At 32.5% G+C, this 15891-nt stretch carries 16 protein-coding genes; 15 read left to right on the top strand and 1 reads right to left on the bottom strand.

The features are described 5' to 3' along the window. Window positions 1-9 precede the first annotated feature (9 nt). Window positions 10-2286: a bifunctional diguanylate cyclase/phosphodiesterase gene (locus RSB60_RS02630; protein ID WP_332614405.1), complete on the top strand. Its 2277-nt coding sequence runs from the start codon at window positions 10-12 to the stop codon at window positions 2284-2286. A 34-nt stretch (window positions 2287-2320) separates the two neighbouring features. Here the strand turns inward: RSB60_RS02630 and RSB60_RS02625 are convergent, their stop codons facing one another. Continuing rightward, window positions 2321-2608: an HU family DNA-binding protein gene (locus RSB60_RS02625; protein WP_323381043.1), complete on the bottom strand. Its 288-nt coding sequence runs from the start codon at window positions 2606-2608 to the stop codon at window positions 2321-2323. A 190-nt stretch (window positions 2609-2798) separates the two neighbouring features. On the opposite strand from RSB60_RS02625, the gene hflX reads away from it, so the two are divergent. The 14 genes from hflX to RSB60_RS02555 all read left to right on the top strand — a co-directional run bounded on the left by hflX (window position 2799) and on the right by RSB60_RS02555 (window position 15834). Further along, window positions 2799-4055, top strand: coding sequence for a GTPase HflX (hflX, locus tag RSB60_RS02620; RefSeq protein WP_332614403.1), 1257 nt, complete (start codon window positions 2799-2801; stop codon window positions 4053-4055). Next, complete coding sequence (locus RSB60_RS02615; protein ID WP_323381045.1) at window positions 4048-4542, top strand: ECF transporter S component; 495 nt, start codon at window positions 4048-4050, stop codon at window positions 4540-4542. The genes hflX and RSB60_RS02615 overlap by 8 nt, the downstream gene beginning before the upstream one ends. A gap of 130 nt (window positions 4543-4672) precedes the next feature. Then, window positions 4673-5494, top strand: a complete 822-nt coding sequence (locus tag RSB60_RS02610; protein WP_323381046.1) for an undecaprenyl-diphosphate phosphatase — start codon at window positions 4673-4675, stop codon at window positions 5492-5494. A gap of 18 nt (window positions 5495-5512) precedes the next feature. Beyond that, window positions 5513-6709 (top strand): cytochrome c biogenesis protein/redoxin, encoded by a 1197-nt coding sequence (locus RSB60_RS02605; RefSeq protein WP_332614401.1) that lies wholly within the window; start codon window positions 5513-5515, stop codon window positions 6707-6709. A gap of 86 nt (window positions 6710-6795) precedes the next feature. After that, a complete protein-coding gene (locus tag RSB60_RS02600) occupies window positions 6796-7323 on the top strand; it encodes a thermonuclease family protein (RefSeq protein WP_332614399.1) in 528 nt (175 codons plus the stop codon). A gap of 63 nt (window positions 7324-7386) precedes the next feature. Further along, a complete protein-coding gene (yhfZ, locus tag RSB60_RS02595) occupies window positions 7387-8310 on the top strand; it encodes a GntR family transcriptional regulator YhfZ (RefSeq protein ID WP_323381049.1) in 924 nt (307 codons plus the stop codon). A 93-nt stretch (window positions 8311-8403) separates the two neighbouring features. Next, entirely contained in the window at window positions 8404-9729 is a 1326-nt protein-coding gene (locus RSB60_RS02590; RefSeq protein ID WP_323381050.1) for a YhfT family protein, read from the top strand. 64 nt (window positions 9730-9793) lie between these two features. Next, window positions 9794-10165 carry a DUF2620 domain-containing protein gene (locus RSB60_RS02585; RefSeq protein WP_323381051.1) on the top strand — a complete coding sequence of 124 codons (372 nt, stop codon included), beginning with the start codon at window positions 9794-9796 and terminating at the stop codon, window positions 10163-10165. After that, entirely contained in the window at window positions 10152-11168 is a 1017-nt protein-coding gene (locus RSB60_RS02580) for an amidase family protein (protein WP_332614396.1), read from the top strand. The genes RSB60_RS02585 and RSB60_RS02580 overlap by 14 nt, the downstream gene beginning before the upstream one ends. Before the next feature lies 1 nt (window position 11169). Then, window positions 11170-11511, top strand: coding sequence for a hypothetical protein (locus tag RSB60_RS02575; protein ID WP_332614394.1), 342 nt, complete (start codon window positions 11170-11172; stop codon window positions 11509-11511). A gap of 15 nt (window positions 11512-11526) precedes the next feature. Next, window positions 11527-12378: a phosphotriesterase family protein gene (locus RSB60_RS02570; protein WP_332614392.1), complete on the top strand. Its 852-nt coding sequence runs from the start codon at window positions 11527-11529 to the stop codon at window positions 12376-12378. 2 nt (window positions 12379-12380) lie between these two features. Next, a complete protein-coding gene (locus RSB60_RS02565) occupies window positions 12381-13481 on the top strand; it encodes an aminotransferase class V-fold PLP-dependent enzyme (RefSeq protein WP_332614390.1) in 1101 nt (366 codons plus the stop codon). After that, the gene (locus tag RSB60_RS02560) at window positions 13472-14617 is read left to right on the top strand and encodes a YhfX family PLP-dependent enzyme (RefSeq protein WP_332614388.1); all 1146 of its coding nucleotides are present in this window, start codon (window positions 13472-13474) and stop codon (window positions 14615-14617) included. The genes RSB60_RS02565 and RSB60_RS02560 overlap by 10 nt, the downstream gene beginning before the upstream one ends. After that, entirely contained in the window at window positions 14617-15834 is a 1218-nt protein-coding gene (locus RSB60_RS02555) for a phosphopentomutase (RefSeq protein WP_332614386.1), read from the top strand. The genes RSB60_RS02560 and RSB60_RS02555 overlap by 1 nt, the downstream gene beginning before the upstream one ends. Window positions 15835-15891 lie beyond the last annotated feature (57 nt).

The raw sequence follows: 15891 nt of genomic DNA, 5'->3' as shown, positions 1-15891 counted from the left end.
AACATACCCATGAAACAACCAAACAATTTTAGAATAAAAACTAATAAAACAACAGTGATTGCATTAGCAGTTATTGTTGTTTTTGGCTTAATTTTAACAGGTATTAGCTTTATGTATTTCTCTTATTTGAATACGACATTTGAGAAAGAAAATCGCTACTACTTAAATGAGTTATCAAATCAAATGAGTAGTAGTGTTGCGAAAGAAATAAAATATAATTTTAATTATTTAGAAATTCTATATATGAGTGCAATTGACGAAAATATAGAAACGTTTGATAAATTCTTTGCGATAGCTGAAAGAGAAAAGGATTTATGGAATTTTATCGATGTATTTGTAATTGGTGAAAATGGCGAAATTTATACATCAGAAGGTGATGAAGTAATAGGGACAGGACAGAAATTCATTTCATCTACAGTAGATGAAAGAGTTAACTCCGTTTACTTAGCATCAGATTCTAATGATCAAAGAGTGTTAATTTTTTCTAAGGCGATTGATGATCTTTTGTTAAATGGTAGAAAAATCGTAGGAATATCGACAGTATATGATTTAAACATTTTTGAAAAAAATATTAATATCGATGCATTTGATAAGATGGCAAAGATAAATATTATGACACCAAATGGGACACTGGTTGTTTCAAATGTTACTGATGTTACTGGTGTGGGAGATTATAATTTTTTTAGAATGGCTGAGAAGAGTGCAACTCAAAACGAGGAATCAATTGTTCAAATGAAGGAGGATATTAGTGAAAATAAATTCGGTGATGTAATCCTAGAAATTGATGGTAAGCGCGAATATGTGTCATACAGTCCTATTGGCATTGAAAAGATGTATTTTGTAGTATCCGTAGTAGTTGATGTTGTAAATGCGCAAACCAAACTATTTATGACAAGTACCTATATGTTTTTAGGGTTTGTGATATTTATTGGAATGGGTTTATCAATCATGCTTTATTATCGTTATTTTAAAGGTAAGAAAGAGATTGAAAGAATAGCGTTTGTTGATTCACTTACAAAAACAAGCACAACTCAACATTTTATTTTATCCGTGGAAAAACATTTGCGATTTAAACACAATTCTAGGCATGCAATTGTTTATACAAATCTTGATAAATTTAGGATAGTAAATGAACTTTTCGGTAGAGAAGTCGGTAATGGTGTTCTTGTAATTTTAAACGCTATTTTTAAAGAGAGTCTTGCGGATGATGAATTGATTGGTCGAATGTCTGCGGATCATTTCATATTATTTTTGAATTATACAAATGAAAGTGAACTTGCAAAACGCTTTGAAGAATGGGGCGATAAATTCTCTGATAGTCTACGTGATAACAAATTTGAAATTAGTCCACCAGTTATCAACTATGGCGTCTACATTGTAAATGTCGAAGAAGATCCTGAAAGTAATTGTCAGCTAATGATCGACCGTGCAAAATTCAGTCTTTCGGGTAATCAAATAAGTCTAGGTACACGAACACGCTATAGTATTTACAATCTAGAGTATAATTTAGAATTAATGCGTGAAAAAGAAATAGAAGATTTAATGGAAGATGCACTTAAGAATGAAGATTTCAAACTATATCTTCAACCAAAATATTCAACAGATAGTGAAGAAATGGTGGGAGCTGAAGCATTAGTTCGATGGCATGGAAAATATGGAATGATTTATCCAAATGAGTTTATTTCACTTTTTGAAAGAAATGGATTTATTCTTCATCTGGATCATTATATTTTTGAACAAACTTGTAAACAAATTAGTAGATGGATTGAAGAAGATAAAAAATGTGTTAAGATATCTGTCAATTTATCACAGTTGAATTTTGAAAAAACCAATTTCTTGGATGACTATATTTTTATGATACAAAAATATAAAGTTCCTACTGAATATATCGAATTCGAGATTACAGAGAGTGCTATTTATAAAGATACCCAACGCATAATAAATTTTATAAATCGAATACATGAGTTAGGTATTACTTGTTCAGTTGATGATTTTGGAAGTGGATATTCTTCTTTGAATCGTTTAAAAGAAATTCAAGCAGACACATTAAAAATTGATGGTATTTTCTTTAAAATAAATGATGACGAAAACAAACGTGCCTATTCAATTGTTAGAAGTATTGTTGAAATGGCAAAGAATCTAAATATGAAAACAGTAGCTGAAGGTGTTGAAAGTAGAGAACAAGTGGACTTACTTAAAAAAATGGGTTGTGACTTGATACAAGGTTATTATTTTGCAAAACCAATGACAGTTAAAGATTTTGAGGAACGATATAATAAAAAATGATAAGTAGAGTTAATCTACTTATCATTTTATTTTACTATTTTACAGCGTCTTTAAGAGTTTTTGATGCTTTAAATCCAGGAACCTTAGCAGCTTTAATTTTAATTTTTTCTTTAGTTAATGGGTTAATACCTGCACGTGCTGCTCTTTTCTTAACAGTGAATTTACCGAAACCGTTAATATCTACAGTTCCACCTTTTTTCAAAGTTTTAGTCATTTGAGCAAAGATGAAGTTAACAGCATCATTTGCAGCTTTCTTTGTTACTCCCATTTCAGTAGCTAATTCTTCAGCTAATACTTTTTTTGTTTTAGTAATGTCTGCCATATAATTAATATATCCTCCATGGTTTAATTTTAGCACATTTCTAGAAAAGTAAAGCAGTAAATTTGCTTAAAAACAAAGGAAAATGCATGTTTTTATGGTTTTTTGAATTCTTAAGGTACTTGTATATAACTAAAGTGGTTTTTTGAAATACTTAGTAGTATACTAGAAAAAGTTGAAAGGATGTGTGTTAATGGAAAAAGTTATTTTAGTTGGTGTTAACACCTCTAAATCAACAGCGATTTTTGCTGAAGAAATTGAAGAGTGTAAGCGTCTATGTGAAGCATGTAATTATGAAGTGATTGAAGTTATTCTCCAAAATTTAGACACGGTTGATCGGCAAACGTGTGTAGGTAGTGGAAAATTAATTGAAATCAATGAATTGTGTGAGAAACTAGAAATAGAAAATATTGTCTTTTATAATAATTTATCGCCATTACAAATCAGTAATATAGCTGCAATTTGTAATTGTGATGTATTTGATAGAACAGGATTGATTCTCACTATTTTTTCAATTCGTGCACGTACACGTGAAGCACAAATTCAAACAGAAATGGCTAGATTGCGCTATGAACTACCACGACTTATTTACTCAGATAATCATGGTGATCAACAACGTGGTGGATCAGGAGTCAAAAATAGGGGTAAAGGTGAAACATCTTTAGAACTCAAAAGAAGAGAAGTTGAAAGAAGAATCAGCAACTTGAAGAAAGAGTTAAAAGCACTCCAAACACAAACAAATATTCAAAAAGCACAACGAATTAAATCGAATTTGCCAATGGTTGCGTTGATTGGATATACAAATGCAGGAAAATCTTCATTGATGAATGCACTTTTGAAAATTAATCATTCACAAGAAGATAAACAAGTATTTGAGAAAGATATGTTGTTTGCAACATTGGACACAAGTGTTAGAAGAGTACAGTTTGCCAGTGGTAAAGAATTTTTGTTATTTGATACAGTTGGATTTGTATCAAATCTTCCTTTAGACTTGATTGAAGCATTTAAAAGTACATTGTCTGCGATAAAAGAAGCAGACTGTTTAGTTCAAGTATTTGACTCAAGTAGTACACAAATTGAATATCATGAAATTGCGACAATGGATGTATTGAAAAAAATTGAAGCGAATCAACTTCCAATACTCAATGTTTATAATAAATGTGATTTAATTGATGAACGAACAAAAAATGATGGTATTTATGTTTCGACTAAAACAAATGAAGGAATTGAAGAGTTGTTGGAGCGCATTGAAGAAATGGTATATCCAACAACAGAGGAAATAGAATGTATTATTCCGTACTCAGACTTATCAATCATTCAAATGTTAAAACAAACAAGTACGGTTGAGTTTTTAAAAGATGAAGATAAAGGTAGAAGAATTTGTGTAGTTTGTAGTAAAGATGTAGCAGAAAAAATTATCAAATATAGTGTGGGAGAAGAAAATGAATAAACAATTAAAAGAATTTACACTTACAGGGTTAGCAGCGGCATTGGTATTTGTAACAACGATGTATATTAAAGTTCCAAATAGTTTAGGTGGGTATTTCAATTTAGGAGAGAGTATGATTATGTTATTCTGTTCCGTATTGAATCCATTTCATGCATTTGTTGTGGGTGGAATTGGTAGTGCTTTGGCTGATGTAATTGGTGGATATGCACAATATGCGATACCAACACTTATTATAAAAGGATTAGAAGGTGTTGTGATTTCAATCTTATTTGCAAAATTTGGTTCAAAGATTAAATGGACTGCCTATGCTTTGGCTATTATTATCATGGTAGGTGGCTATTTTGTGACAGAGTGGATTATGTATGGTAGTGCTATTGTTTCTCTTTCAGCCGTACCAGCAAATATTGTACAAGGATTTGCGGGAGCAGTAATTGCGTTGATTCTATTGAAACGAGTTCAATTACTTACTGAAAACTATAGAAAATAATAGATAAATAGATGAAGCTAACAGAATTGTTGGCTTTTTATAACGATAGTTTATTCAAAGAAGATTACTAAATTGTAAGAAACTAATACATGGAATATGGTATAATGTGGCGAGGAATTGGAGGAAATATATGATTTTTATAGAAATAATAAAAGCTATTATTTTGGGTATAATTCAGGGGATTACCGAATGGTTACCAATTAGTAGTACAGGGCATATGATTATTGTGAATGAGCTTATTCCAATGCAAATGAGTACAGAATTTGTGAATATGTTCATGGTTGTAATTCAGTTTGGAAGTATATTAGCGGTGCTTTTATTATACTTCTCAAAATTAAATCCTTTTGCAAAGAGTAAAAAAGATCCTGAGCATTTTAAGAATACAATGAATTTATGGTATAAAGTTGCAATTGCAGCAGTACCAGCAGCAATAATTGGTTTCTTATTTGATGATATAATCGATAAGTATTTATATAATTCAGTAACAGTTGCAATTACTTTAATTGTTTATGGGTTTGCGTTTCTATGGATTGAATCAAGAAAAAATAAATCAACAATCAATTCACTTGGCCAATTAACATATAAGACAGCAGCATTCATTGGAATATTCCAAGTTTTAGCATTAATACCAGGTACATCAAGAAGTGGGGCAACTATTTTAGGGGCGGTCTTACTTGGGTGTGCTCGACCAGTTGCGGCAGAATTTTCTTTCTTCTTAGCGATTCCGATGATGTTTGGTGCAAGTTTGTTAAAGCTATTAAAACTCAAAGTTGCATTGGATTTTGCAGGTATCATGCTTTTGGTTGTTGGAATGGTAACTGCGTTTGTGGTGTCTATTATTGCGATTAAAACATTCATGAGTTATGTTCGTAAACATGACTTCAAAGTGTTTGGCTATTATCGAATTATATTAGGTGTTATTGTATTACTGTACTTCGCATTTTTGAAGTAATTAGTTAGGAGTGATTTTATGGGTTCACAGGCAACGATTGTAACGCTGTTTGTGGAAGGAATGTTATCGTTCTTTTCACCCTGCGTAATCCCGCTGATTCCCTTGTATATTGGTTATTTAACTGCTGATGCAAAAACAACTGATGAAAATGGGAATATAGTTTATAAGCGTTCAAAAGTATTATTTACATCTTTATTCTTTGTATTAGGGATATCAATGGTATTTTTTATCGCTGGTTTATCAATATCAACGTTTAAAGAATTCTTCTTAGAGTATCAATTAGTCTTTTCGATGATTGGTGGAATGTTATTAATTGTGTTTGGATGTATTCATTTAAAAATTCTAAGATTTCCATTGTTAGAAGGTGAATATCGTCTTCCAATTAAAATGGATTTGAGTAAGATGAATTTTTTAAAGGCATTCTTATTAGGGTTCTTCTTTAGTTTTGCATGGACTCCTTGTATTGGCCCAATGTTATCAAGTGCATTTATCTTAGCTGCTAATGCAACAAGTGTATGGATTGGAAATTTATATATACTTGCATATGCCTTAGGCTTTATACTAATGTTTTTATTGTTGGGAATATTTACAGAAGAAATTTTGAATTTATTAAAAAAGAATCAAAACATTATGAAATACACAGTAACAATTGGTGGAGTTTTAATCTTAATTATGGGTGGCTGGATGGTTGTGAATGCATCAACTGAAATTGTTTCGTTAAAGAAACAAAGTGCAGTTGTCGCACCAACGCCAACAACTGATAATGAAGGTAATACTCAAACTGCTGAGAATGAAATGGAAGTTTATAACTTTACATTACTCGATCAACACGGTGAAAGCCATACATTAACCGATTACAAAGGAGATACTGTTTTTGTAACATTCTTTGCGACATGGTGTACGTATTGTAAACAAGAACTGCCAATTCTACAGGAACTTCAAAAAGAAGATGAGTCGCTTAAAATCTTGGTGGTTACAAGACCGAATTATGGTCAAGAAACCGATCAAACAGGAATTGAAAAGTTTATTGCGGAGAATGGCTATGAAGATATGACGTTCCTCTTTGATGAAGATGGAGCGATATCTAGTTTATATGGTGTCACAGGATATCCTACTTCATTTGTGTATAAACCTGATGGAACATTATTGGGGTATTTACCAGGAGCTGCACCAAAAGAAACATTGATAGACATTATTCAACAAACAAAGGATTAGTAAGAAACTGGAGTAAAATCCAGTTTTTAAATTGTTAAGGATACATTAAATTTTTGATTTAGTGTACAATAGTCAATGGTGATAAAATGATAACAAGTAAGAAAATAAAAAAAGAGATGATGAAAAAGAAAAATAGTAAGTATTTAGGAATACTGTTAATTCTATTTTTATTGTTTTCTGCATATGAGATATACAATGGCTACACAACGCCAAAAGATCAAGTTACATTAATTAGTTGTATTGATGGAGATACAGCACATTTTAATCTTGGTGGTGAAGATAAAAAGGTTCGTTTTCTTGCGATTGATGCACCTGAAATCGCGAAAGGTAATACACCTGCCGATCCTTTTGGTGAGGAAGCGAGTGTTTATGCTTGTGATATTTTAAAAGGTGCTCAAGAAATAAAATTAGAGTATGAGGAAACGAAAGAAGACAAGTATGGAAGAACATTAGCTTGGATTTGGGTAGATGGTGTATTGCTTCAAGAAAAACTTGTACGTGAAGGACTTGCGGAAGTGAAATATCTTTATGATGACTATAAATACACTGATGTTGTGCAGATTGGTGAGAAGACTGCAAAAGAGCAAAACAAAGGAATTTGGAGTATAAAGTAAAGATAACAAAATTGTTTTTGAAGATTTGCTTTGCTATAATGATACCAAGGCATAGGTAAATATATGGATTATCAACAATTATTGTTAAGTAAAAATGGATTAGCAGCTCTTCGTTTAGCGAGAGAATTTTTGAAATACCAAGTTGGAACTAAAATACCTACAGTAACAGATATGAGTGAGAAACTTGATATTGGAAGAGGAACTCTTCAAAGTTCATTGAGTTTACTTCAAACAACAGGTGCACTTAAACTTGAATCAAGAGGTCATATGGGCACATACCTTGTGAAGAAGAATACTTTGATTCTATTAGAGATTGCAAACATTACAAGTATCGTTGGAGCTATGCCACTTCCATACTCTAAAAAATATGAGGGATTTGCTTCAGGATTAATTGTAGCGATGGAGAATCATTATAATATTCCGGTAAGTATGGCTTATATGAGAGGTGCGAGAAACCGAATCTCAATGTTACTTACGAATCGATATGATTATGCCGTAGTATCAAAATATGCTGCAGATGAATTCATGAAAACAAATGATTCGATAGTAATTGTGAAATCGTTTGGACCTCATTCTTACTTAAGTGAACACGTAGTTATTTTCAATAATCCCAAGGCAAAGACAATTGAAGATGGCATGCGAGTTGGCATTGACGTGGACTCAATTGACCAAAAAGAATTGACGGAAGAAGTGTGTCGAGGGAAAAAGGTAGATTTCATACCGGTTGATTATTCGCAAATTCTATCTCGTGTTATCGAGGGAGACATTGATGCGGCTGTATGGAATAAAGATGAAGTAACTGATAAAATTGTTAATATTAATTATGTATCGGTGAAAACGGAAAACGTGGCGGATACTGAAGCGGTTATTGTGGTAAGAAGAGATAAAGAAGAAATAATTTCATTATTGAATGAAATTATTGATATTGAAACAGTAATGAATATTCAAAAGTTAGTCTTAGAAGGTAAAATTACTCCTAGTTATTAGGGGTAATTTTTTCGTGTTGACAAAGATGGAGAAGTACTCTATGATGTATGTAAGTTGAATATACTAAATACGGTATATTGGAAAGGGGATAGTATGGATTACTTTTTAGCCGCTTGTATTGGTGCTTTATCATCAATATTAGCAAACAAGAGTTTGGCAGTTTACAATGATGGTTTTAGACCGATATTTGCCGAATATTTTAATGGAGGTATTGATAGAAAAGGGTTAGCTGCAACTTCTTTTGCGGTCAGCTTTGGGTTAATTGTTGGATTTGGTTTTACAAATTCAATCGCAATGGGAATTATTATTATTCACACATTCTTATTGATGGGTGACATTATTGGGACATGGTGTCCAGACACAAAAACAGGAACAATTTTATCTGGAGTTATTGGTGCAGTTTATGGAATTTTAGTAGTAGCTGCAATGAGTTCAATCAATTCATTCTTCCAAATGCTACCAGTTAATTTCCTAGGTAGTTTAGGAAATGTTTCAACAATTGTAGTTGCGACATTCTCAGTTTTCCCAGTAATTGCAGTAGGTTACCAACATGGTTTGAAAAAAGGTATTATCACAGGTGTTATCACATTCGTTACTTATCTATTGATTAAGAAATTTGGTATTATCTCAATTGGTGATGTAGCTAAACTATCATTGAATGCTGATGGTATGGCGATGTTAGCGGGTACATTAACAATGATTTTCTTTGGTGCTAGTGTAAAAGATCGTGCCTCAGCAGATGAAGGTATATCAAATATGTTTTCAAATAATGTTGAGCGTATTAAAAAAAGTTGGCCATTATTTGCGGTTATGGGTGGATTAATCTCAGCTGCAGCTGCAACATTATTATTAACAAGTGATGTTATTTCGGGTCCATTAGCATTAAATGGTCAGTATACTGAAGCTGCTTTAGTTGCTTTGGTTAGAGCAATTGGATATATTCCGTTAGTTTATACAACAGCAATAGTTACAGGAGTGTTCTCACCAGCAGGTTCATATTTCGTTATTGCGGTAGGATTCTTCGCGGCATCATTTGGTTTAAGTCCAGTAGTTCTAGCGGTTGTGGCATTTGTAGCTGGAGCACTAACAGTAATCTTAGAAACATTTGTATTAGGAAGTATTGGTAAGTTATTGGATACATTCCCAGCTTTACGTGAGATGGGTGATCATATTAGAAATGCAATGAGTCAAATTCTTGAAGTTGCATTACTTGTTGGTGGATTTATCGCATCAAATTCAATCATGGCTATGATTGGTCTTGGGTACGTTGGATCAATGGCTGTAATGGTAACATGGATGTTGAATAAAACTGCTAAAAAGCCTTTCTTGATTCCATTGGCTGTAGGTCCTGTTGTAACAATAGCTATGGGTATTTTAGTTAACCTATTATTCTTAATAGGATTTCCATTAGTAGGATAAAGGATAATGCAGCACGAGCTGCATTATCTTTGTATAATAAATACATAAAAAAAGGAGAAAAATTATGTTGAAAATAGTCGTAGGCGGACAATTGAGTAAAAATGAAAATGCAAAACTTATTGAAGAGTTTGGTGAAGGAAAAGTTGAAGTTAAAATTTTAGGAGACTTACAAGCAGCAATGGCAGTTAAAAACAAAACTGCAGATTACTATTTGGGTTCTTGCCAAACAGGAGCAGGGGGAGCGTTGGCGATGGCGATTGCGATGCTTGGCTATGACAAATGTATTTCTGTTGCGATGGTTGGTAAAGTATTGGATGACGAAGAAATAGTTAAAGCGATTGCCGATGGTAAAATTGCGTTTGGCTTTGTACCAGAAGCGGCTCATACAGTAATACCTGTTATCATGAAAGAGTTACTTAAAAATGTGCAAGAATAATTCATTAGAAAAAAGTAAAGAACTTTTCAAAAAAACACTAGTCGCAATAGAAAATCCATATAAAAGTGTTAACTATGTCTTTAGAAATATCGTTGACACATTGGATGAAAAAAATATTGATCAGGTTCACTACATAGGTGTTAAAGATGTAGAACAAATACCAAGAACGCTTGTAACAAAATTAGCGAATAGCAATTTTTTATTACATACTTTAGATGCGCATTCATTAGGTGGAAGAGCGATAGATGTTAATTTAATGAACCCAATCACTGCAAGACCTATGACAGGTTCTTCAAGCGGGACAGCAATTAATGTGTTTGCAGGTATTAACGATTTAGGGATAGGCACAGATGGAGGAGGATCAGTTTTAGCTCCTTCTATGGCCTTGAATTTGTTTGGTTTAATTTGTCCATTAATTGAACAAGATGAAATGAAAAAATACAATAGAAAATCAACTGATGGAATTGAATTCTATCCATCAATTGGGTTGATTTCGAAGAGAATAGATTTAATTGAAAAAGGACTAAGCATTTTACTAGAAACTGAATTCAAAGAAGTTGAAACAGATGCAATTTTAGCGAGTAAAAAAGTTGAAGGATATAAGGATGTTACTGAATTCCCAAATTCTACAAGTTCAAGAAATGAAATGATTAATTTCTTGAATGAGCATTTAAGTAACTATGATTGTTTAATTGATATTGAAGGGCCAATCGATACTGAAGGTTTTGGTGATACGGTATTTGGGCACTTCGATGACAAGACAAAAATAATTCAAGCAAATTCAAATAAGTGTTTAAGTAAAGTTGCGAATATGGTTAAAGCTACAAGTATTGTGGTTCCAACTGGTAAGCTTGCTACTTCATATATTTTGATTTGTGAATCAAAGAAAGAAAAAATAGAAAAAATGCTGACAATCGCAAAGAGCATTAATTATAAAGAAGATCAATTAATTGAAAACTATTTTGCAGATTTAAGTAAATATATAAAAAAAGGATATTTTTAAGATGAATGAAATTAAGATTAAATTAGATTTATTAGTCGAATCTGGAATTATTGATTCTACAGATAGAGAAACAATTGAAGCATGGCTAGAACTTATAGTTAAAAGAGAATTATTTGATTTAACTAAAGTTGATACGTTTGTGACTCATAGTGCAATGGTGCTATCAAGAGAGAAAAGTAACCAAGAAATTGCTGAATTAGATGCAGTCATATTTGATTCTGTTGAAGAGAAAGTAAGAAATGAAGCAGATGAAATCATTGCAGAAATGAAATCAATTCACGCTATTAAGGATTTTGAAGAAGGGTATATTTTGATTCATTTATGTAACTTACTAAGCAAATAAAGTAGAGGTGGGATAATGCTTGAAAATATTACTTATTCACATGAACATATTGTTCTAGATTTATCAAAAGGCAAGAATAACAAAGATTGTTATTTAAATGTGTATGAAGAAGCACTTGATGAATTGAGAATGTTAAGGGATAAGGGAGTCACACGTATTGTCGATTGTTCTAATCATGGAATGGGTGTTGATTGGAAAACCAATAAAAAAATAGAAGAAGAAATTGGTATTAAAATTATCAATGCAACTGGATATTATAAAGATCCATTCCTTCCGTCTGAAGTAAATGAAAAAACAATTGAACAGTTATCACAAATCATGATTTCTGATTTGAATAATGGTGCTGAAATTATTGGAGAAATAGGCACAAGTCTAAATGAAATGACTAATAATGAAAACAAAGTGTTTGAAGCTGCATGCATAGCACAGATGAAAACTAATTGTATTATTATTACACATACAACGTTAGGAACTTATGCAAAAGAACAGGTTCAATTTTTCAAGGATAGAAATATAAATCTTAGAAAAATCATCATTAGTCATGTAGCACTTTCAAAAGATTTCGATATGATTTTAGAACTGGTAAAACAAGGTGTGAATGTTGCGTTTGACACGATTGGAAAAGAAAAATACTGCGTTGATGATATTCAAGCAGACTATATAAAAAGACTTATAGAGTTAGGGTATGAAAAACAAATATTAATGTCAATGGATTGTACAAGACAATCACATTTAAAAAAGAATGGTGGTCATGGATTCTCTTATTTAATAGATATATTTGTACCCCTGTTGAAAGAAAAAGGAATTACTGAAAATTCGCTTCAACAAATTATGTGTAATAACTTTACAGAAATAATGGAGGCTTAACTATGAAAACATATCCACTTCAATCAATTTCATTGGAGAGTGCAAAGGAAAAACAATTCGCTTTGATAGATGAAATTTGTAAGGAATTTAATGGTACAGAAATATTATCTTTAGGTGATTTAGGTGTAGTTGCGGGAATTAATAAACCAAAGACTGCAGAGAAAGTTGAAAAAGTATTAGCACGATATTTCAATGCGGAAGCATGTATCCTTGTGACTGGTGCTGGAACAGGTGCACTTCGTTGGGGATTACTTTCTATGCTCAAACCGAATCAAACGATATTAGTTCATAAAGCACCAATTTATCCTACGACAGAAACATCAATTGAAGGATTGAACTTAAGAATAGTAGAAGCTGATTTTAATGATTTAAAAGAATTAGAAAAAGTTTTAACAACAGAAAAAATTGATGGTGCATTAGTACAATATACAAGACAAAAATTAGATGATCATTATGATATGAAAGATGTTATTGAGATGATCAAAAAACATCATGATGTTCCAATACTTACAGATGATAACTATGCAGTTATGAAGGTTAATAAAATTGGTGTTGAGTGTGGTGCTGATTTGTCAGGATTTTCATCATTTAAACTACTAGGACCAGAAGGAGTAGGGATTTTGGTTGGTAAACAAGTATATATTGATCGAGTTGAAAAGATGAATTATTCAGGTGGCAGTAAAGTTCAAGGATGGCAAGCGATGGAAGTACTGCGTGGTTTAGTCTATGCTCCAGTAGCACTTGCGATACAAGCAGAACAAAATGAGTTATTGGTAGAAACGCTGAATAGCGGAAAAATTCCACATGTAAAAAATGCGTTTCTTGCGAATGCACAATCCAAAGTTTTACTTGTCGAGTTTGATCAAGAAATTGCTGAGGAAGTATTAATTGAAGCTGAGAAACGTGGAGCAGCTCCAAATCCAGTAGGAGCAGAATCTAAATATGAATTGGTACCAATGTTTTATCGTGTTTCAGGAACATTCTTAAAGGCAGATCCAACATTGAAGAAAAGAATGATTCGTATTAATCCTATGCGAGCAGGAAAGAATACAGTACTACGAATTTTAGAAGAAAGTGTTCAAGCGGTGACATCATGTTTGTAGAGAAGTTGTTGGCAAGAAACCCTCAATTAATACATGCAACACTTGATTTACATGCAAAGAATGAAATCATGCCAGATACGTATGTGGTAGATATGGATATGCTTCTTCAAAATGCAAAAGCAATTCTAGATGAAGCTAAAAAAAATAACATGCATATGTATTTCATGTTGAAACAGCTAGGAAGAAATCCATTCATTGCGAAAGAATTGATTCGTTTAGGATATGATGGAGCTGTGGTCGTTGATTTTAAAGAAGCAGAAGTAATGATGAAACATCAAGTTCCAATTTGTAATGTGGGACATTTAGTTCAACCCCCTAAGGCGATGATACAAAAGCTTGTGGATTATGGATGTGAATATTTCACTATTTATACAATTGATAAAGCAAGAGAAATTAATGCATGCGCAAAAGCTGCGAATAAAATTCAAAAAATATTAATCCGTGTTATCGGAAAAGATGATTTGATTTACAGTGGGCAAACTGCTGGATTCATGTTAGATGATTTAGATGAAGTCATAAAGGAAATAAAGCAATTTAAGAATTTATCTATAAAAGGTGTCACCTCCTTCCCATGTTTTCTTTATGATGAATTTAAAGGTGAAAATAGATCTACAGAGAATTTGTCAACGGTGTTAAAAGCGAAAGATATTTTATTAGAACATGACATTGAGATTGATAATTTGAATACACCAAGTACAACCTGTGTTTCAACAATACAAGCAATGGCAAGCGTTGGGTCAACAAGTGGAGAACCAGGACATGGATTAACGGGTACAACGCCATTACATGCATATAAAGATGAAGTAGAAATACCAAGTGTTTTATATCTCAGTGAGATATCACATAACTTAGATGGACACTCTTATTGTTTTGGTGGTGGACATTATCGTAGATCACATATGAAAAATGCGTTAATCACAAAGGACTTAATTCAATGTGAAGTTAATCCACCAACACTGGATAGTATTGACTATCACTTCGAACTTAATCAAATGTTTAATGTAGGTGATCCAGTGATTATGGCATTTCGTTTTCAAATATTTGTGACAAGAAGTGATGTTGTTTTAGTGAGCGGCATTCATACAAATGAACCTAAGATAGTAGGACGATATAATAGCTTAGGAGATATACGATAATGAAAAAAAGATTTGTCGTTTTGGTTTTAGATGGTTTTGGAATTGGTGCGATGAAAGATGCCAAGGTGGCAAGACCAGGTGATGAAGTTAGTAGTACATTAGGGAGTATTCTTAAAGATTATCCTAAATTAAAACTTCCCAACCTTGAACGACTAGGACTCATGAATGCATTTGGTAAAGAAAGTGAATGCATGAAATTTAATGCTAGTGCTGTATTTGGCAAGAGTGAATTAATGCATCATGGTGCAGATACATTTATGGGGCATCAAGAAATCATGGGAACTCTTCCTAAAGTTCCTTTGACTATGCCATTTCAACAAAAAGTGGATGAAGTAAAGGAACATTTGATTCAAGCGGGACATCAGGTTGAGGTAAGAGTAAATGGAAATCTTCGTTATTTACTAGTAGATAAGTATTGTACAGTTGCGGACAATATTGATGCAGATTTAGGTATGGCATATAACTGTACAGCGCCCTTATCTTTTCTTTCATTTGAAGAAGAATTAGAAATCGCAAAAACTGTACGTGAAGTAGTCCAAGTAAATCGCGTCATACCTTTTGGGGGAACTGGAACAACTCTAGACGATATTTTAAATGCGGAAGAAACTCGTCAGGATAAATTCATTGGTATCCATGCAGTAAAATCCAAATCATATGAAAAAGGCTATGAATGTAGACACTTGGGATATGGTGTTGATAATTCAGTTCAAGCACCTACAATTTTAACGAATCAAGGAGTTGCGGTTTCACTATTTGGTAAAGTAGCCGATGTAGTAATTAATGAAAAAGGAAAGTCAGTTTCTTGTGTTTCGACAAAAGATGTTTTAGATTTAACGATAGAAGAATTAAAGGTGATGCAAGAAGGCTTTATATGTACTAATGTTCAAGAAACGGATTTAGCGGGACATAGTCAAGATTCAAAATGGTACAAAGAATTGTTAGAAATTGCGGATGAAAAGATTGGAACAATCATTGAATTATTAGAAGAAGATGATATTTTCTTGGTGATGGCAGATCATGGTAATGACCCAAATATTGGACATAATAGGCATACACGAGAAAATGTTCCACTTTTAATTTATAAGAAAAACATCGTATCAATTGATATTGGTTTAAGGAAATCATTAAGTGATGTAGGTGCAACTGTATGTGATTATTTTGGGGTGAATGCACCACAAAACGGAGAATCGTTTTTATCGTTACTTAAAAGTGAGTGAAAGCTCACTTTTTATATTTGTGGAAAATTAAGTTCTTTTAATTTATAAAATTATAGG

Origin of the sequence: Anaerorhabdus sp., assembly GCF_036657415.1 — a bacterium.
Lineage (GTDB): Bacteria > Bacillota_I > Bacilli_A > Erysipelotrichales > Erysipelotrichaceae > Anaerorhabdus.
The sequence above is the reverse complement of the archived record's forward strand: the minus strand, read 5'-3'. Positions and strand labels throughout refer to the sequence as shown.